This is a genomic window from Sphaerothrix gracilis Ecp01 (assembly GCF_030405905.1).
Classification (GTDB): Bacteria; Cyanobacteriota; Cyanobacteriia; order Phormidesmidales; family Phormidesmidaceae; genus Sphaerothrix; species Sphaerothrix gracilis.
The window spans coordinates 32483-48856 of the sequence record NZ_JASATW010000034.1 but is presented as its reverse complement, the minus strand read 5'-3'; the positions used below and the strand labels follow the sequence as shown (position 1 = coordinate 48856).

The window sequence follows — 16374 nt, the reverse complement described above, 5'->3', positions numbered from 1 at the left end:
GAGGATCTCAGCCAGTTCGCAACAGCCAGACCCTTGTGGTTGGGCCAGCAGATAGCGCACATAGAGATTGAGCGTGCAATGAGCGGTGGAGGGTTTAGTGAGAATACGCAAAGGACTAAGGGATGCAACACCTTTGAATTTCAACCCACAAATTTACTCAACTGTCAATGCGTAAGTCCTGTTTTATAGAATTTAAGGCGGGCTGGGCGTCGTGACGGCCAGAAAATTCTGGATTGCTAGCCAAATCTGGCTCTGGACATCTGTCAAAGAATGATTGCTCTCTAGTTCAACTAGGCTGACCCCCGCTCGGGCTACGGCATACTGACGGCTGGCCTGAACCGGAATAACTTCATCCTGGCGGCCATGCAGAATCAGCGTGGGAACGGCTGGCTGCAGCTGCAAACTGGCATATTGCTGAGCATCAATGACAAACTTATAGCTCAGCGGCAACAAACGTTCTTCACCGTAATGATAGATATCCAGCCAGCCTGTTTGCTGCCACCGGCGTAGCGAGTCTGGACCTAGCTGCGGTAGCCAGTGGGTCAAAAAGTCAAAAGCGGGCGCGAGCAGCACTAGCTGCTGCAGTTTCTGGGTTAGGGCAGGCTGCTCGGCTAGTAGAGCAGCGGTGAGGCCGCCCAGACTAGAGCCGATTAAAACGACTTGCTCAGCCGCTGTCACCAGCGCCAAGACCTGCTGGATTTGCCGCGTCAGCGTCAGGTGACTGAAATCGTTCTGATTGAGATCGGGAATTTGCAGCGTTAGCCCCGACTCATGAAAGCGCGATCGCAAAAACTGCGCTTTAGCTGAGCCGGGGCCAGAAGCAAACCCGTGTAAGTAGACGTAGGTAGGCGCCTGAGGACGCATCTGCTAGCGAGCTTTTGACGGCAGGGCTGTCCGGGACGGGGCTAGCAGATCTTTGGAGCCAGATTCTCCCGCTTTGCGGAGCTGACGCAGCGTTACCAGGTTGAGCAAGCAAATTAGCAGCCACTGACTAAGAATGGCCCAGCCATAACTCCCCATCGCAGAGTTCATCATCCAGGGAACCGCTACCGCCTCTAAAAACTGAACGCTGGTTAGAGCCGCAACTTCCTCTAGCAGCAGCCGCGCAAACAGCGGCGCAATCATCAGCACCAGCAGGGTGCCCAGCGACCAAACTTCAGGCCGATTGACCGGCGTTAGGAACCACACCTGATTGATGCTGGCGTAAATTAGCAGCAGACCGCCTAAAGCGATGTAGCTCAGTAACTCGTAGGAGAGAGAAAATGTCTCGTTATGAGCTGTCCAGATAGTCATGAATCCTAGCGCGATCGCAATGTTCAGCCCCATCGCCAAAATTGCCGGACTGTTTTCACCCTGCACTAGATCTTTAATCAGGGGCTGCCGCTGCGATCGCTGCTCAGATAACCGGAATCTGGCCCAGTCTTCCAGTGTTTGACGAGATGGCTGTAGCGCCGCAATCAGCAACCCTAAAAACAGCACATTGAGAAAGGCGACAAGGGCAATGTCTTCCTGATAGTAGCCACTGCTAACGGCAAATCCCAGCAGAAAAACTTCAAAACAGACGGTCATCAAATAGCTGTAGCGTCGCTGCAGCAGCGGCACTTGCGGATTGACAAACTTACGTCTGAGGGCGTGCCACAGCCAGAGACTCCAAGCCACCCCATTCACCCAAAACAGTCCTACAAAGCTCAGCAGCGTCAGCTTATGAGTGGCAAACTGAAATTCTTGAGACGAGGACTTTTCCGCAAAGCCCAGCAAAAAGTGCAAAGCCGATGCGGGTGAAAACAAAATCAGCCAGTGCAGCGTGAAGGGATTGCCCAAGTTGCCCTCACTCACCGCAATCCCTAAAAAGAGCTGCAGCAGAAAGATACCAGCCGCTACTAGCCAGGCTAAAAGCCCGCCCAGTCCCTTGCTCACTAAACCCAATAAAAGCGACAGGCTGAAGAAAAAGCAGCCAGCTACGCCTAATAGGCTGTAAAAGGCTACGAGTTCTATCGCAGAGACTCCCGATCGCAGCGCCGATACAATATGTAGCGGCAGCATCAGGGCGGCGGCAATGTAAATAGCGATCGGCGCGCCCAAAATCTGTCCGGTCAAGATGTTGAGACTAGAACGGGGACTGAGCCGAATGAACGTTAGCGTCCCTCGGCGCTGCTCTCGCTCAAGGTTTTGAATCAGGACAAAGCTACCTGCCGCTAGCAGGCCAACAACCAGCATCAGGCTCGACCAGCGGAAGACATCTTGATGCCAGGCTGACCAGTTGACTACAAAAGCAGTTTTTTCTGAGTTGAGCTGACAGAGATTGGAGCCGTAGGAACCTCGATAATGATAGGGATCGACGTTGGCGGCAGAATCAGGAATGCAATAAGGACTGTAAGTGTCCAGCACCGCGGCGCGAGGGATCTGCAGGGTCAACTGCCCTACACCGGGCCGCTCGACTCGCAGCGTAACGTCCTCGGTTACAGCGCTGCTGTTGAGCACAGGGCGATTAGCCGCTATTCCTTGCAGAGCCCTGTTAACCTCTTCGTAGCTGTCGTAGAAGGTATCAATGGTCTGACCGTTGATTTCCCAAATTCGATCTCTGACCTCTAGCCGCTCGTTCTCTGCAGGTTCTGTGCCGCCCTGATAAATATTGCCAACTTTATAGTTCAGACCTTCCACCCTGAGATTGGGAGGGTAGTTGGGGATGTCGCTGGTACCAAAGGTGAAGTTGATTTCGGGTAGGGTTGTGAGCCTTAGATGCTCATGCGGATTGAATTGAGGGGGGAGCTGAGCGCCAAAGAAGGAGAGCAAAATGAGCTGGCTGATAGCAGAGATTGCGATCGCCGCGATGAGATTGCGGGGGCGCAGCCGCCCCTTCAGCTCTCGCAGAAGCTGAGGGTTCCAGTTGCCAAGGCGATCGAAAAGAGCGTTAAGCATGGTTGCGAAGGTAGAACTAAAGGTGTAATCGCGTGAATGGTATGGGCGTAGACTTAACGCCCCGCGTCCCTAAGCTGTTTAAGAAGACTGTTGATGCCCTACTTTGAAGAAAATATCTTCTAAGCTGTCTTGAACACAGCGAAAATCGTAGATTGAGAAACCTGCTTCAACGAGCGATCGCAGCAGTTCTGCAGCTTCAGCCTGAGTCCCAGAAAACTGCATTCTCAGCGAACTGGCGGTATCAATCTCAATGCCTGCGACGCTGGCCGCCTGGGATAGCCAAGCTGCCACTCGCTGCGAATCATCCTGGGTTGAAATCCAGATTTGTTGACGGCTGAGCCGCTGATAAAGCTCCTGCAGAGGAGCGCTCTCCACTAGAAAACCCAGCTCCATGATGCCGATAGCTGTACACAGCTCAGCCAGGTCGCTGAGGACATGAGATGAGATCAAAATGGTCATGCCTAGGCTCTGCAGCGTCTTGATCACCTCTCGAAACTGCTGGCGGGCGATGGGGTCGAGGCCGGACACTGGTTCATCTAGCAGCAGCAGGGTGGGATTGTGCAGAATAGTTCGGGCTAAGCCTAGACGCTGCTTCATCCCGCGTGACAGGCTGGTGATGCGGCTGTGGCGCTTGTGCTCTAGGTTAACCAGTTCTAATACCTCCTGCAGCCGCCGTTGGCGCTGCCGTCCCTGCAGGTGATAGAGACGGGCGAAATAGTCTAGATAGTCCCAGACGCCGAGATCGTCGTAGAGGGGATAGTCATCTGGCAGATAGCCGAGCTGCCGCTTAATGTAGGGTTGGGGGCGATCGCTTCTGAGCTTCTCCCCGTTGATAAAAATTTCCCCGGCTGAGACATCTTCGGCTGTGGTCAGCATTCGGATCAAGGTGGTTTTGCCCGCGCCGTTGGGGCCGATCAAACCATAGACCTGCCCTGGATAAATTTCCAAATCCACATCATTGACCGCCATGTGACGGCCAAAACGTTTAGTCAAGTTTTGCGTTTTGACGGCTGGAGTTTGTGGCATAACCGATGTGGCAGAATATTAGGCCAAGCTTAGCCAGAACTACAGGTTATTGGCGAGGGATTTCGCAAATTGAAACCAACCCGACGAGATCTGTATCGTCGTTTTACGATGGGAAGTTCTGGGGTATGATGTGGAGCCGAAAAGCCTTTGCTGCTCTCGGACAATATTTTCGTTTTTAGGCATCCCCCATGACACAACGCTTTCGCATTACCCTACTTCCCGGCGACGGTATCGGCCCTGAAATCATGGCCGTGACGGTGGATGTCCTCCAGCAGGTCGGCAAAAAGCTAGATTTGGCCTTTGACTTTCAAACGGCGCTAATTGGCGGCGCGGCCATCGATGAAACAGACAGCCCTCTCCCAGAAGCAACCCTTGCTCGCTGTCGGGAAAGTGATGCGGTTTTGCTGGCGGCGATCGGCGGCTATAAGTGGGATACCCTGCCACGCCATCTGCGGCCTGAAACCGGACTGCTGGGACTGCGAGCGGGACTGGGGCTGTTTGCTAATTTGCGCCCCGCTACCATTTTGCCGCAGCTTGTAGACGCCTCTTCCCTGAAGCGAGAAGTGGTTGAAGGGGTGGACATTATGGTGGTACGGGAGCTGACGGGTGGCATCTACTTTGGCGAGCCGAAAGGGGTTTTCCAGGCGGAATCGGGCGAACAGCGCGGCGTCAATACGATGGCCTATACCACCTCAGAAATCGATCGCATTGGCCGGGTGGCCTTTGAAACGGCGCAAAAGCGACAGGGACGCCTCTGTTCTGTAGACAAAGCCAACGTGCTTGAAGTTTCCCAGCTATGGCGCGATCGCATTTCTGCCCTGTCCGCTGACTATCCCGACGTAGAGCTATCCCATCTATATGTAGACAACGCCGCTATGCAGCTTGTCCGCTGGCCCAAGCAGTTTGACACTATTGTGACGGGCAACCTGTTTGGTGATATTCTTTCAGACGCCGCCGCCATGCTCACAGGCAGTATTGGCATGTTGCCTTCGGCCTCCCTGGGGGAATCTGGTCCCGGCGTTTTTGAACCCGTGCACGGCTCAGCGCCCGATATTGCCGGGCAGGATAAGGCTAACCCCGTCGCTCAGGTGCTCAGTGCCGCCATGATGCTGCGCTATGGCCTCAATCAGCCAGAAGCGGCAGCATTGATGGAGCAGGCTGTGCTTAAAGTCCTCGATCAGGGCTATCGCACGGGAGATATTATGTCTGAGGGCATGACTCCCGTAGGCTGTAAGGCAATGGGTGATGCGCTAATGCAGGCGCTAGACTAAAAATATATCCGTGCGATCGCTGCAGCAGCAGGTTATATTTGCAGGCAACAGTCCAAGCCAAAGCAATTTTAGAAGTCGAGAGAGGGGAGTCCAATCACCGTGCAGAGCTTACAACAGCCAGCTGAGCGTTTTACACCGCCGGGGCCACCCAGCCTCGACCTGAAGCCGGTACCTCCCCTGCTCGATCCGGCGCTGCTGCGCTCGGCCCGTCACATCTATCGCACCTATTACGAAGTCCATCCTGATGAAGTCCAGCGCCCTCTAGGGGTGGCAATTAGCCGTAATAGCCGTCGTGGCAAGCTAATCTTTAACGGTAAACCGGTTCTGCTGCCCCATGAGTGCTTCATTCCCCTAAATCAGATTGAGCCAAGCCTGAACTGATAGCAGGACGCTGTGAGCATTCTTATTCCCTCGCTGCTGATCTTTTTTTTTGGCGCGTCCATTGGCAGCTTCCTCAACGTAGTGATCTACCGCCTGCCAGCGGGCATTTCGCTGCTGTATCCACCGTCTCGCTGCCCTAAATGTCAGCGGCGGCTCCGGCTTTATGACAATGTTCCGGTTTTAGGCTGGCTGTGGCTGAGAGGGCGCTGTCGCTTTTGCCAGCGGCCAATTTCAGTTCGCTATCCGCTAGTTGAATTGCTCACTGGGGCTGTGTTTTTAGGCGCTTTTTGGCATTTTGGCTGGGATCACGAAACTCTGAGCGCCTGGATTTTGCTGAGCTGGCTAGTGGCTCTGACGTTCATTGATATTGATACCCTGACGCTGCCGGAAAGCCTGACTCGCTCTGGCTTGGTTTTAGGACTGATTTTGCCAGCTACTTGGGTCTATCTCACAGCCCCTGAATCGGCTATTGCCCACGCCTTAGATGCCTTTGTCAGTAGCCTATTGGGGGCGGTTTTGGGGCTGTGGTTGTTTAACGGAATTTCGATTGCCGGGGCCGCTTTTTTAGGGCAGACGGCGATGGGCTGGGGGGACAGCAAGCTAGCGGCGCTGCTGGGGGCTTGGCTAGGCTGGGGCGGCTTGCTGCTGAGTACGTTTTTGGCCTGCTTGCTGGGGGCGTTTGTTGGGGGTGGGGCGATCGCGCTGGGCTTGCTGAGTCGGCGTCAGCCCATGCCTTTCGGCCCTTTCTTAGCCGTTAGTGGCGCGATCGCGCTGCTCTGGGGCGATCGCCTAATCGCGGCCTATCTCCAAATCTTTCTGCCGCTAGGCTGGAGTTAAAGGCGTACAGCCTACAGCCGCACGCCTTTAGCCGAAACTTTAGAGGGCACCAGCATTGGTGAGGCCCAAAATGGCACCTACACCGAGCAAATGACCAAAGCTAGTAGTGGCTAACAGAGCCGGTAGCCCCATGCCGCCAAAAAGTTCGGGGGAAGGAAGCTGGGGGTCAGCGCTGGGATATTTGATGGTTAGCTTGCCAATAGCGATCGCTATGATGTTGCAGACGATCATGACGATGGCAATTTTCGGACTCCATTCGGGCGTAGGGGGTACAGCCGCTAGCAGAGATAGGTAGGTCAACTTAGGGGTCTCCTTAGACAATCTCAACACGGTTAGACAGCTAGATCATCAGCGGGCTAGATAGTACAGCCCCACCGCGATCGCCCTGCTTAACCTTAGCCCTCATCTTTCATCAAAACGTAAAGCTGTTTAATTCCTTGTTGTAAGAATTAACAATCAGATAGGCTCAAACGACTCCACCGCCAGCACCGGGCCAATCATGTTAATAGTCATCACATCGTCGCGGACGGTGCCTTGTACTTCAACCTCTAATCCCGCTTTGAGTAGACCAGAAGGGGCGCTGTCCTGGTGAATTTCGTAGGTTTGATCCGCCGTGACTAGGCTCCAACCGCCGAGTCCTACCGCCACCTGCTGTACTGTGCCTTTGACCGTCATACTCATGGGGTTCTCGCCTCAACTGCTTTAGTGGCTAAGTATGCCAGTCCATAACATAGCAGGGCATTTATCAAGAGGAATACCCTCGCCCCCAGCCCCTGTCCTAGCCAAACTAGGCCGGGATCGCTAAGGGCGCTGATGCTCAAGCAGGCAGCCATTCCCACTGTCGTGCCAATGGCAAACCATTTCAGCGAAGCATGGCTTAGCAGCAAGGCCACTAGGCAGAAAGGAATCAGAATGCTGGCAAAGATGGGGTTGAGCAACGAACTACCCTGAACGGCAGTGCCCAATTCTGCTACCGAGCTACCCACTAGGCGCAGCGGCCACTGAGGGAGGTCAAAAACGTATAGTCCCTTAAAAACAAACAGGCCAGAGCTACCCAAAATCAAGCCCCAGTTGAGCGGACTGGTCCAGGCAAAGGGCCAATACACTCTCAATACCCAGGCCAATAGATAAGACCCCAGCACCATCAGCACTTTAGGCCAAAGGGCAATCACGCCGCCGTCTATCCAAAACTTGGGATTGAGGTAGCCGTTTTCCCGCAGCCAGCGGAAAAAATCCTGGAAATTGAGGGAACTTTGCTCAGCCAGCGTCACAGCGGCGGCGGCATCTAGCTGTCCGGCCCCAAAGTGATTGAGGGCATCCTCGTTTACTTTTCGAGCAGACTGGCGCAGAATGTCCCCGATTTGATCGGGATCTTCAATGCCTGCTGAGCGCACCAACGCGGCTACCCCCGCTACGTGGGGTGAAGCCATGCTAGTGCCTTGCAGCGCCAAAAAGACTGGTTTGCCTGTTTGGGGATCTAGAGTGTTTTGTAAAATGCCGCCGGCGGTCGAGTCAGGCTGCGTAGCGCCACCGGGAGCCGCAATATCTACGCCAGCGCCATAGTTAGAGTAGGGGGCTTTTTCGCCGGTTGGCCCAGTTGCCGCCACGGCCATCACATGGGCGTAGCGAGCCGGATAGTCAGCTGCATTGCGATTGGCATTGCCCGCTGCCGCTACGATAAACACGCCTTTGTGATGCGCATATTCAATAGCGTCCTTGAGTACCTGACTGTCACCCGCGCCGCCCAGACTGAGGTTGATGATCTGGGCATCGTGATCAGCCGCAAAGCGAATGGCCTCAGCAATATCAGCTACCGTGCCGCCGCCGCTAGAACTTAAAACCTTCAGCGGCATTAGAGCAGCGTCGAAGGCTACTCCAGCAACGCCTAGACGGTTATTGGTGGCCTGAGCCAGAGTACCTGCGACATGGGTACCGTGTCCGTTGTCGTCTTTGGCTTCAGCCACGTCGTTGACAAAGTCATAGCCTTTGACTAAACGGGTGCCTTTGAGATCTGGCACAGGCGCGATCCCCGTGTCAATGACGGCGACGGTAACGGCTTTCCCCGTGGCCCGATCCCAGGCGGCTTCGGCGTTGATGCTGCGCAGATTCCACTGTTTGCCATAGTCGGGATCGTTAGGAACAAGAACGGCACTGTAGATGTAGTTAGGCTCAATATGCTCAGTGAATTTTGCTAGGGTGGAGCGCCGCAGCGTTTTCAGCAGCTGGCGATCGCCCTCAAGGACGTATAGGTTTTCTGGCCCAGAGAACTCACTGTTGGGGGTGGCGCTGACGCCCGCCGGCAGCTTCTCTAGTTCAGCCTGCACCTGGGCTGGTGTCAGATCGTCACCAAAATCAATAATCAGGCTGTTAAACGTACCCTGGCCCGCTAGCCCCGAAAATTGAGCAATGGCTAGCCAAATTCCTAGCAAGAATAGCCCTGTCCACAGTAAGCGTTTCATGGCGGCGTTCTAATTCAATTGACTCGATCCCACTACCATAGCCCAAGGATTTTCAAATCAGCAGTCCCCAGCCAGCCTAGAATGCAGTAGATTGGGTGGCGCAGTGAATTTGCTTAGTCCTTGTCAGCGCTGTCCATTGCATTAAGATTTACTAAGAGGACAACGGCGCAAATCATGGAACGCGGTTTACTGTGGTTGCCCTTGCTCATGGTTTTTATTGGCCTAGGCTGGGCGGGTTGGAATGAGTATCAAAAACTAGAGGCTTACAACACCTGGGCCGATCAGTTTGATAAAGCCAAATACGATATCTACGCCGTCTTGGGACAGCAGGGCAGCAGACTCACCTGGGGGAAACCTACGCGGCGCGGCCCGGTTAACCTAGACAGCTTTTCACTGCACGACGTAGAAAACCTGACTCTACAGGTCGATCGGCAAACCGTGGATGTGGAAAATCGTCCTCGTAAGGCTAACAGGCCGGAACTGGCTTTTGAGCTAAAAGGCGATCGCCAAGTCCTAATTCCCTTTACTGACATAGATCTGGCGGCTCAGTGGCTGCAGTATCTACAGCGGCAAATTAGCCATCTCTCATCTGCCTGAGACAGTTTTTCCAATCAAAATTGGCTCTGGAAATAACCACCTCTCTTTCAGCAGCATTTAATCTCCTCCGACTATGACCGATGAACTCTTACCTGCGGTTTCTCCCACGGTTCTAGCTGCCCGTCGCCAGCAGCTACGGCGGCAGCGCCAAATTCGTGTTTTGCAGTCTCTGTGGCGTAATGCCGCTCTGCTAGGGTTAACGGCGGGTGTGGTGTGGTCAACAACGTTGCCTAAATGGCTGATTCACACGCCTGAGCAGATTGAGATCCAGGGCAATAAAATTTTGTCTGAGGCCGCTATTTATAGTTCCTTAGAGATTGACTATCCCCAGTCGCTGCTAGTTCTGCGTCCCAGCGCGATCGCAGAGCAGTTGGAAACCCAGGTGCCAATTTCTGAGGCCATCATCACCCGGCGATTATTCCCGCCGGGGCTTGTAATTCAGGTGCAGGAGCGGCAGCCAGTAGCGATCGCGCTGCCAGATACCGTCGCCGCTGAGGATCAAGATCTGAGCGATCCCCAGCATCAGGTAGGACTTTTGGATGCCAGTGGCACCTGGCTGCCCCACAGCAGTTTTGCCGCTTTCAACGAGGCCGCCGCTTTGCCGCAGCTCAAAGTTAGAGGGATGCAGGCGCAGTATCAGGCAGACTGGCCTGCTCTCTATCAGGCGATTAGTCGAAGCGCGATCAAAGTTTACGAAGTGGACTGGCGCCAGCCTAACAATTTAGTCTTACAGACTGAATTAGGAACTGTTCATGTCGGTGCCTATAGCGATCGCTTTCAGTCACAGTTAACGGCCCTCGCCCAGCTACGCCATCTCGATCAGCGCTTAGCTACCCAAGAAATTGCCTATATTGACTTGAGCAGTCCCCAAAAACCCGTAATTCAGATGCTACAGGCGCAACAGGTTGATCCCGCCGCAGTGCCCTATGATTAAAACCATCAGATTTCAAAATCATCTGGTCCGGTTGTTTTGCTTTTTCTGAATTCTTTCTGGGTTGCGATGCATTTGTTTGCATTCTGAGGTTAAATAAGCCATATTTGTTGACCATAGCGTCCCAAGATTATTTGTCATAATCTTGTTGGGTTGATTCTGTTTGGTTTTTTGGACACGTTATTTTATAGTTGTCTGAAACTGCCCGGAGTTCGCTAAAAGTCTGGAGTCGAGTCAAGATCGCCTATTTTGTAATCTATGTCAGCAGTCCCAACGCCTCCCGATAGTCAATTGGCTCACCCGCAAGCAGCAGCGCACGACAATGGTCAATCGGCGACTGTTTGGTCAGGGGAATCTTTTAACGACTCTGGTTCTCACGCTAATCCTTTCCATCAGGCAGGTTTAGGCGTGAAACAATCCAATGATCTCAGGGTTATGTCAGCAGAAGCGTCGCAGGGCGGTGAAATTGTGCCGGGTAGCGTAGCCAAAATTAAAGTAATTGGTGTTGGCGGGGGTGGCTGCAATGCCGTCAACCGCATGATCGATAGTGGTTTGTCAGGGATAGAGTTCTGGGCCGTCAATACTGATGCTCAGGCGCTCACCAATGCTTCCGCGACAAACCGCTTGCAGGTCGGACAGAAGCTCACGCGAGGTTTGGGGGCCGGGGGAAATCCGGCCATTGGTCAAAAAGCCGCCGAAGAATCTAGAGATGAGATTGCGGCTTGCCTTGATGAAGCTGATTTAGTCTTTATTACTGCCGGTATGGGCGGTGGTACGGGCACTGGTGCCGCGCCTGTGGTGGCTGAGGTGGCCAAAGAAGCTGGAGCGCTAACGGTCGGTGTGGTAACACGCCCCTTTACCTTTGAAGGTCGGCGTCGTACCGGCCAAGCTGAAGAGGGAATCGCCGCGTTGCAAAGCCGGGTAGATACTTTAATCATCATCCCTAATGACAAGCTGCTTTCCGTCATTTCGGAGCAAACGCCGGTTCAGGAAGCTTTTCGCGTTGCTGATGATATTTTGCGACAGGGCGTTCAGGGCATTTCAGATATCATTACCATTCCCGGCTTGGTCAATGTCGATTTTGCCGATGTGCGAGCGGTGATGGCCGACGCTGGCTCCGCCCTGATGGGTATTGGTGTGGGTTCAGGGAAGTCCAGAGCTAGAGAAGCCGCGATCGCCGCTATTTCCTCCCCGCTGCTAGAAGCTTCTATCGACGGCGCGGCGGGGGCCGTATTCAATATTACGGGCGGTAGCGATTTAACGCTGCACGAGGTCAATGCCGCGGCTGAGATTATCTACGAGGCTGTTGATCCCAATGCCAATATTATTTTTGGCGCAGTAATTGACGAGCGGCTCCAGGGTGAGGTTCGCATTACGGTAATTGCTACGGGGTTTAACGCTGAGGCTAAGGCTTCTGTAGAAACGCCAAGCGCGCGGGTGACGCCGTTAAAACGATCGGCTTTTAGTAATCCTGTCGCGCCTGCTCCCAGTGAATCTGGCTCCTCTTCTGCAAGCGGTGGTCTAGATATTCCTGAGTTTTTACAGCGGCGGCGGCCCTCTCGCTAGAGAACGGGCTTAGGATTTTACCGTAGTTGGGTTTGGCGCTGCCAAAAGCGGATTTCGCGCTGCAGCCTTTTCCCCTGACTGGAGGGGAAAGAATTAGGGCTGACGCGCTTAACGAGTTTTAACGACCCGCGAGATCTCCTCGGCTATCATCACCCTCCTTAACTAAGGGGCAAGGGGGATCTTGTCCCTTCCGCTAGTGTCCCCAATTCTGAACTGCGTAACTTCTAATGTTTTGTAGAAATGGCAACTTCTCCTCCGATTGCCCTGACCATTGCCGGTTCTGATAGCGGCGGCGGGGCCGGTATTCAGGCTGACTTGAAGACGTTTGCCTTTCATCGCGTCCACGGTACCAGCGCCATTACCTGTGTTACGGCTCAGAATACCCAGGGCGTCAACCGGGTCGATGCCTTATCACCGGAGGCCGTTGTCGCTCAGGTTGAAGCTGTCGTCAGCGATATGGATGTGCAGGCAGTCAAAACGGGAATGCTGCTGAACTCAAACATCATGACAGCGATCGCTGAGCAGCTAAAGTCTCTACAGCTTAAAAATTTGGTGGTAGATCCGGTGATGGTGTCGCGGGTCGGGGCGCAACTGATTGACGATGAGGCGATCGCCGTTCTGCGGCGCACACTAATTCCCCTAGCCACGGTATTGACTCCCAATCGCTACGAAGCGCAAATTCTCAGCGAGCTTGAAATTCAGTCTCTCGCTGATATGAAACAGGCCGCCCAGCGAATTTATCAGCTTGGGCCAAAGGCTGTTTTGGTCAAAGGCGGCGGGATGGCGGGCGAGCTGCGGGGGGTGGATGTGTGGTTTGATGGCGATCGCCTAGAGGTGCTCAAAACTGAGACGGTTGGAACTGAGGATACTCACGGCACGGGCTGTACGCTCTCAGCCGCGATCGCTGCTAATTTAGCTCAGGGGCAAACCGCTGCGTTGGCCGTAACCCAGGCTAAAGACTATGTGACAACAGCCCTAAAATCTTCTCTGCGTATCGGTCAGGGCCAAGGCCCCGTAGGTCATTTCTTTACCCTACTTGAAAAAGCTTAGAAATCAGAGGTATCAGAGCTGCCCCAGGTGGATTCCCAATCGGGACACTTCTCTTCGTCAGGGCCGTAGGGATAAATAGCGCACACCAACAGTTCGCCGTTGTAGACCTGGCCGTGGTAGTTGCGGCAGCCGACGCAGGTGGAATGCTGCTGCAGGAATGGATCGATGGTTTGAGAAACCGGGGTCGAAATCTGCTCAGTCCACTCGGTTAAATCGACAAACAGCGAGGCTATCAGCGGTTCTAGCGTGGCGTTAAGCTGATCAGCCATGTCGTCTAGCTGAGGTGTCATCCTGGCTTCAATCGGCTCTACAGCCCGCTCAATTTGGAGCAGCAGGCTCTCAAGTTCTGGCGCGATCGCCTGCTCGACCTGATCCACCTGCTCGTTGAAGGCTTCAGAAAATTCGGCAGCAGATTCGGCTGCCTGACGGCTGACAGCCTCAAAAAACTGGCTGGTTTCCTGGGCAATCTCTTCGACAGCTTGCCAAAACTGCTTAGACCACTCTTCCATAACTAATCTTTGCGCTTTAGATTTTGCAACTCTTGCCGCAGGGCTTCCACTTGCTGGCGTAAAACCTCTTCTTGCCGCCTCTCTGCCAGAGCGCTATCGTCGTCATCTTCGATAATTTCAATACGACGCGGCTGCTTTGAGGCCGATGACGCAGATCCGGGAGCGTTCGGCGGTACCTGCTGGGCTCGGTTCATCATTTCGTTAATCAGGCGTTGGGCTTCTTCGGTGGTCATCTCCCCCCGCTCGACCAGCTCATCTACCAGTTTTTGCGCCTGTCCTCGCAGTTCCCCTAGGGTCCCGCCTGCTTTCTCTCCAGCATAGGACGCAATACCGACCCCTAAATAAAAAGCTTTTTGAACTAAATCTCCGAAACCTGCCATGATTGCGGCTCCTTGCGCCTCGTTGCTTCCAGCATAGGCGCAACCTCATGTCTGCGACCAGTTTAGATCACCGCCTCACCAGGTGTGTAAAACCCGAAAAAAAAGCGACCCGGAGACCACGCCTATCACAAGCATCCCGTATTGCTGCTACCTTCCGGTCCTGACAAAGTTTGGGCGTTGTAATCGCATGGTTCCGAGTCATCTATAGAATAACACCATCTCACGCTAGCTACACGGAGAAAACCAGAGATATGGATAACTTGCTGCTTAACCAAAGGCTGCAGTTTGTGTTAGAACTTGACCGGCTGAAGCAGGTGCAGCGGCAAACGCTGCTACTCGACCAGTCCCGGCAGGAGAACAGCGCTGAACATTCCTGGCATCTGGCCCTGATGGCGATCGCCCTAGCAGAGTATGCTCCTCCAGAAACCAACCTGTTTCGGGCCATTCAGCAGGTACTGATCCATGACATTGTAGAAATCGATGCTGGGGATGTCTTCTGTTATGACGCTGCCGCTCACACTGACAAAGCTCAGCGGGAGGCAGAGGCCGCCACGCGCATCTTTGGCCTGCTGCCTGAGCCGCAGGCGGCAGAACTGCGATCGCTCTGGGATGAATTTGAAGCCAGTGAAACCCCAACCGCTCAGTTTGCTGCTGCCCTCGATCGCCTCCAGCCTTTCCTGCACAACCAGCAGACCCAGGGGGGCACCTGGAAAAAATACGGCATTTCTCGCCAGCAGGTGATGCAGCGGATGGCACCACTCAAGACGGGAACTCCGGCGCTATGGGACTGGACAGTGGGGGCAATTGATGACTGCGTGGCGGCGGGCTGGCTGCGGCCCTAGTGCATCCGATCGATGGTGCGATACTGAATTGCTTCGGCTACGTGATGGGACTGCAGCGTCGGATTGCTCTCTAAATCGGCAATAGTACGGGCAACCTTGAGAATGCGATCGGTGGCTCTGGCAGAGAGTCCTAGCTGGCGGACAGCGCTTTCCAAGAGCTTACGGCTGTCGTCATCTAAAGGACACCACTGCTTCAGGTGACGGCTCTGCATGTCGGCATTGCACTGTAGGCTCGGCTCTGGCTGAAAGCGCTGCTGGGCCTGCTGCCGCGCCTGTTGTACTCGCTGCCTAACTGCTTCAGACGGCTCTCCCACTACTGGCTGGGTCATTTCCTCTGGCTTCAGCCGACTGACCACCACCTGCAAATCAATTCGATCCATTAGCGGCCCAGAGAGCTTAGCCCAGTATTGCTCACGTCCGCGCGGGGTGCAGGTACAGGGCTGGATCGAATCGCCAAAGTAGCCGCAGGGACAGGGATTGGTGCTGGCAACCAGGGTGAACTGGGCCGGAAAGACTACAGACTGCCGGGTTCTAGAGATACTGACGTAGCCATCTTCTAGGGGCTGGCGCAGAAATTCTAAAACATCACGCTTGAACTCCGTCAGCTCGTCTAAAAATAAGACCCCTCGGTGAGCCAGCGAGATTTCCCCCGGTCTGGGGAAACTGCCGCCGCCGACTAAAGAAGGGCCTGAGGCGGAATGGTGCGGGCTACGAAAAGGACGATGGCTAACTAAAGCACCGCGATCGCGCAGCAGCCCCGCAACTGAATGCACCTGGGTAACTTCTAGGGCTTCGGCAAAGGAAAGGGGCGGCAAGATGCCGGGGAGTCGCCGCGCCAGCATAGTTTTACCGCTGCCGGGTGGCCCCACGAAGATTAAATTATGTCCGCCTGCGGCCGCAATCTCCAAGGCCCGTCGCGCCTGCATCTGTCCTTTGACATCTTTGAGATCCAGACCGTTGCGGGCGGCTTTGGCTAGCTCTACTTCGCCGTCGAGATCTAGCGGGCGGCAACTTTCTGGCTGATTGAGAAACTCGGCTACTTCGCTGAGATGCTTGAAGCCGTAAACCTTTAGACCCGGCACCACTGCCGCTTCCTTGGCATTGTCGGCAGGCACTACCAGCCCGGTCATGCCGAGTTTGGCGGCGGCAGCGGCAATTGGCAGGACGCCCGTGACAGGGCGCAGCGAACCGTCTAGAGAAACTTCTCCTAAAAATAAGTGATCTCCCAGCAGGTCAGCATTGATTTGCTCAGAAGCGGCGAGAATGCCCATGCTGATTGGCAGGTCAAAGCTCGGCCCTTCCTTGCGCAGATCAGCCGGGGCTAAGTTGATTACAATTCGCCGCATGGGGAAGGCAAAGCCAGAGTTCTTCAGCGCTGCCCGCACCCGCTCCCGCGACTCCTGCACAGCGGTATCAGGCAGCCCCACCAGCACGATGGCGGGCAGCCCCCCGGAAACATCTACCTCCACCCCCACTCGAACCGCGTCAATTCCGACCAGCGATGCACTCCAAATCCGTGCCAGCATAGCAATCTATCAAAAGTGTTTGCCTTCAGGATGCCCGTCCCCGTCAGTCAGGAAACAAAGCCGCTAAAAGCCCATAGCCT

The 16374-nt window shown here is 54.5% G+C and carries 17 protein-coding genes, 1 other RNA gene and 1 pseudogene; 8 read left to right on the top strand and 11 right to left on the bottom strand.

What is annotated here, in order from left to right; all coding sequences use genetic code 11:
* The 4 genes and pseudogenes from QJQ48_RS24635 to QJQ48_RS24620 all read right to left on the bottom strand — a co-directional run.
* A pseudogene (locus QJQ48_RS24635) lies at positions 1-111 on the bottom strand (IS701 family transposase); the annotation flags it as partial.
* An 81-nt stretch (positions 112-192) separates the two neighbouring features.
* Complete coding sequence (locus QJQ48_RS24630; RefSeq protein WP_346293900.1) at positions 193-864, bottom strand: YqiA/YcfP family alpha/beta fold hydrolase; 672 nt, start codon at positions 862-864, stop codon at positions 193-195.
* 3 nt (positions 865-867) lie between these two features.
* On the bottom strand, positions 868-2919 hold the full coding sequence (locus tag QJQ48_RS24625) for a S41 family peptidase (RefSeq protein WP_346293899.1): 2052 nt from the start codon (positions 2917-2919) through the stop codon (positions 868-870).
* A 78-nt stretch (positions 2920-2997) separates the two neighbouring features.
* Positions 2998-3945, bottom strand: coding sequence for an ABC transporter ATP-binding protein (locus QJQ48_RS24620; protein ID WP_346293898.1), 948 nt, complete (start codon positions 3943-3945; stop codon positions 2998-3000).
* A 188-nt stretch (positions 3946-4133) separates the two neighbouring features.
* On the opposite strand from QJQ48_RS24620, the gene leuB reads away from it, so the two are divergent.
* The 3 genes from leuB (at position 4134) to QJQ48_RS24605 (ending at position 6434) form a co-directional block, all read left to right on the top strand.
* Positions 4134-5216: a 3-isopropylmalate dehydrogenase gene (gene leuB, locus QJQ48_RS24615; RefSeq protein WP_346293897.1), complete on the top strand. Its 1083-nt coding sequence runs from the start codon at positions 4134-4136 to the stop codon at positions 5214-5216.
* Positions 5217-5375: 159 nt separating this feature from the next.
* Entirely contained in the window at positions 5376-5597 is a 222-nt protein-coding gene (locus QJQ48_RS24610; protein WP_346293904.1) for a hypothetical protein, read from the top strand.
* A 12-nt stretch (positions 5598-5609) separates the two neighbouring features.
* Positions 5610-6434, top strand: a complete 825-nt coding sequence (locus tag QJQ48_RS24605) for a prepilin peptidase (protein ID WP_346293896.1) — start codon at positions 5610-5612, stop codon at positions 6432-6434.
* A gap of 39 nt (positions 6435-6473) precedes the next feature.
* Here QJQ48_RS24605 and psaK read toward each other — a convergent pair whose 3' ends face one another.
* The 3 genes from psaK to QJQ48_RS24590 all read right to left on the bottom strand — a co-directional run bounded on the left by psaK (position 6474) and on the right by QJQ48_RS24590 (position 8893).
* Positions 6474-6734 (bottom strand): photosystem I reaction center subunit PsaK, encoded by a 261-nt coding sequence (gene psaK, locus QJQ48_RS24600; RefSeq protein ID WP_346293895.1) that lies wholly within the window; start codon positions 6732-6734, stop codon positions 6474-6476.
* 156 nt (positions 6735-6890) lie between these two features.
* The gene (locus tag QJQ48_RS24595; protein ID WP_346293894.1) at positions 6891-7115 is read right to left on the bottom strand and encodes a hypothetical protein; all 225 of its coding nucleotides are present in this window, start codon (positions 7113-7115) and stop codon (positions 6891-6893) included.
* The gene (locus tag QJQ48_RS24590; protein ID WP_346293893.1) at positions 7112-8893 is read right to left on the bottom strand and encodes a DUF5942 domain-containing protein; all 1782 of its coding nucleotides are present in this window, start codon (positions 8891-8893) and stop codon (positions 7112-7114) included. The genes QJQ48_RS24595 and QJQ48_RS24590 overlap by 4 nt, the downstream gene beginning before the upstream one ends.
* A gap of 174 nt (positions 8894-9067) precedes the next feature.
* On the opposite strand from QJQ48_RS24590, the gene QJQ48_RS24585 reads away from it, so the two are divergent.
* The 4 genes from QJQ48_RS24585 (at position 9068) to thiD (ending at position 13037) form a co-directional block, all read left to right on the top strand.
* A complete protein-coding gene (locus tag QJQ48_RS24585) occupies positions 9068-9490 on the top strand; it encodes a hypothetical protein (protein WP_346293892.1) in 423 nt (140 codons plus the stop codon).
* A gap of 73 nt (positions 9491-9563) precedes the next feature.
* Entirely contained in the window at positions 9564-10424 is an 861-nt protein-coding gene (locus tag QJQ48_RS24580; RefSeq protein ID WP_346293891.1) for a cell division protein FtsQ/DivIB, read from the top strand.
* A 255-nt stretch (positions 10425-10679) separates the two neighbouring features.
* The gene (gene ftsZ, locus QJQ48_RS24575) at positions 10680-11987 is read left to right on the top strand and encodes a cell division protein FtsZ (protein WP_428843090.1); all 1308 of its coding nucleotides are present in this window, start codon (positions 10680-10682) and stop codon (positions 11985-11987) included.
* 240 nt (positions 11988-12227) lie between these two features.
* A complete protein-coding gene (gene thiD / locus QJQ48_RS24570; protein ID WP_346293890.1) occupies positions 12228-13037 on the top strand; it encodes a bifunctional hydroxymethylpyrimidine kinase/phosphomethylpyrimidine kinase in 810 nt (269 codons plus the stop codon).
* On the opposite strand, the gene QJQ48_RS24565 is transcribed toward thiD, so the two are convergent.
* From QJQ48_RS24565 to ffs, 3 genes are all read right to left on the bottom strand, one after another.
* The gene (locus QJQ48_RS24565; protein ID WP_346293889.1) at positions 13034-13546 is read right to left on the bottom strand and encodes a hypothetical protein; all 513 of its coding nucleotides are present in this window, start codon (positions 13544-13546) and stop codon (positions 13034-13036) included. The two genes, thiD and QJQ48_RS24565, sit on opposite strands and share 4 nt — an antisense overlap.
* Before the next feature lie 2 nt (positions 13547-13548).
* A complete protein-coding gene (locus QJQ48_RS24560) occupies positions 13549-13926 on the bottom strand; it encodes a phasin family protein (protein ID WP_346293888.1) in 378 nt (125 codons plus the stop codon).
* A 103-nt stretch (positions 13927-14029) separates the two neighbouring features.
* Positions 14030-14126, bottom strand: an RNA gene (gene ffs / locus QJQ48_RS24555) — signal recognition particle sRNA small type.
* Between the two features lie 51 nt (positions 14127-14177).
* On the opposite strand from ffs, the gene QJQ48_RS24550 reads away from it, so the two are divergent.
* Complete coding sequence (locus tag QJQ48_RS24550; protein WP_346293887.1) at positions 14178-14768, top strand: HD domain-containing protein; 591 nt, start codon at positions 14178-14180, stop codon at positions 14766-14768.
* Here QJQ48_RS24550 and QJQ48_RS24545 read toward each other — a convergent pair.
* Positions 14765-16294, bottom strand: coding sequence for a YifB family Mg chelatase-like AAA ATPase (locus QJQ48_RS24545; RefSeq protein WP_346293886.1), 1530 nt, complete (start codon positions 16292-16294; stop codon positions 14765-14767). The two genes, QJQ48_RS24550 and QJQ48_RS24545, sit on opposite strands and share 4 nt — an antisense overlap.
* Positions 16295-16374 lie beyond the last annotated feature (80 nt).

Coding starts and splice junctions, on each gene's coding strand:
- QJQ48_RS24580 (WP_346293891.1), top strand. CDS start 9,564: ATGACCGATGAACTCTTACCTGCGGTTTCTCCCACGGTTCTAGCTGCC.
- QJQ48_RS24585 (WP_346293892.1), top strand. CDS start 9,068: ATGGAACGCGGTTTACTGTGGTTGCCCTTGCTCATGGTTTTTATTGGC.
- leuB (WP_346293897.1), top strand. CDS start 4,134: ATGACACAACGCTTTCGCATTACCCTACTTCCCGGCGACGGTATCGGC.
- QJQ48_RS24595 (WP_346293894.1), bottom strand. CDS start 7,115: ATGAGTATGACGGTCAAAGGCACAGTACAGCAGGTGGCGGTAGGACTC.
- QJQ48_RS24620 (WP_346293898.1), bottom strand. CDS start 3,945: ATGCCACAAACTCCAGCCGTCAAAACGCAAAACTTGACTAAACGTTTT.
- thiD (WP_346293890.1), top strand. CDS start 12,228: ATGGCAACTTCTCCTCCGATTGCCCTGACCATTGCCGGTTCTGATAGC.
- ftsZ (WP_428843090.1), top strand. CDS start 10,680: ATGTCAGCAGTCCCAACGCCTCCCGATAGTCAATTGGCTCACCCGCAA.
- QJQ48_RS24625 (WP_346293899.1), bottom strand. CDS start 2,919: ATGCTTAACGCTCTTTTCGATCGCCTTGGCAACTGGAACCCTCAGCTT.
- QJQ48_RS24545 (WP_346293886.1), bottom strand. CDS start 16,294: ATGCTGGCACGGATTTGGAGTGCATCGCTGGTCGGAATTGACGCGGTT.
- QJQ48_RS24565 (WP_346293889.1), bottom strand. CDS start 13,546: ATGGAAGAGTGGTCTAAGCAGTTTTGGCAAGCTGTCGAAGAGATTGCC.
- QJQ48_RS24630 (WP_346293900.1), bottom strand. CDS start 864: ATGCGTCCTCAGGCGCCTACCTACGTCTACTTACACGGGTTTGCTTCT.
- QJQ48_RS24590 (WP_346293893.1), bottom strand. CDS start 8,893: ATGAAACGCTTACTGTGGACAGGGCTATTCTTGCTAGGAATTTGGCTA.
- QJQ48_RS24560 (WP_346293888.1), bottom strand. CDS start 13,926: ATGGCAGGTTTCGGAGATTTAGTTCAAAAAGCTTTTTATTTAGGGGTC.
- QJQ48_RS24550 (WP_346293887.1), top strand. CDS start 14,178: ATGGATAACTTGCTGCTTAACCAAAGGCTGCAGTTTGTGTTAGAACTT.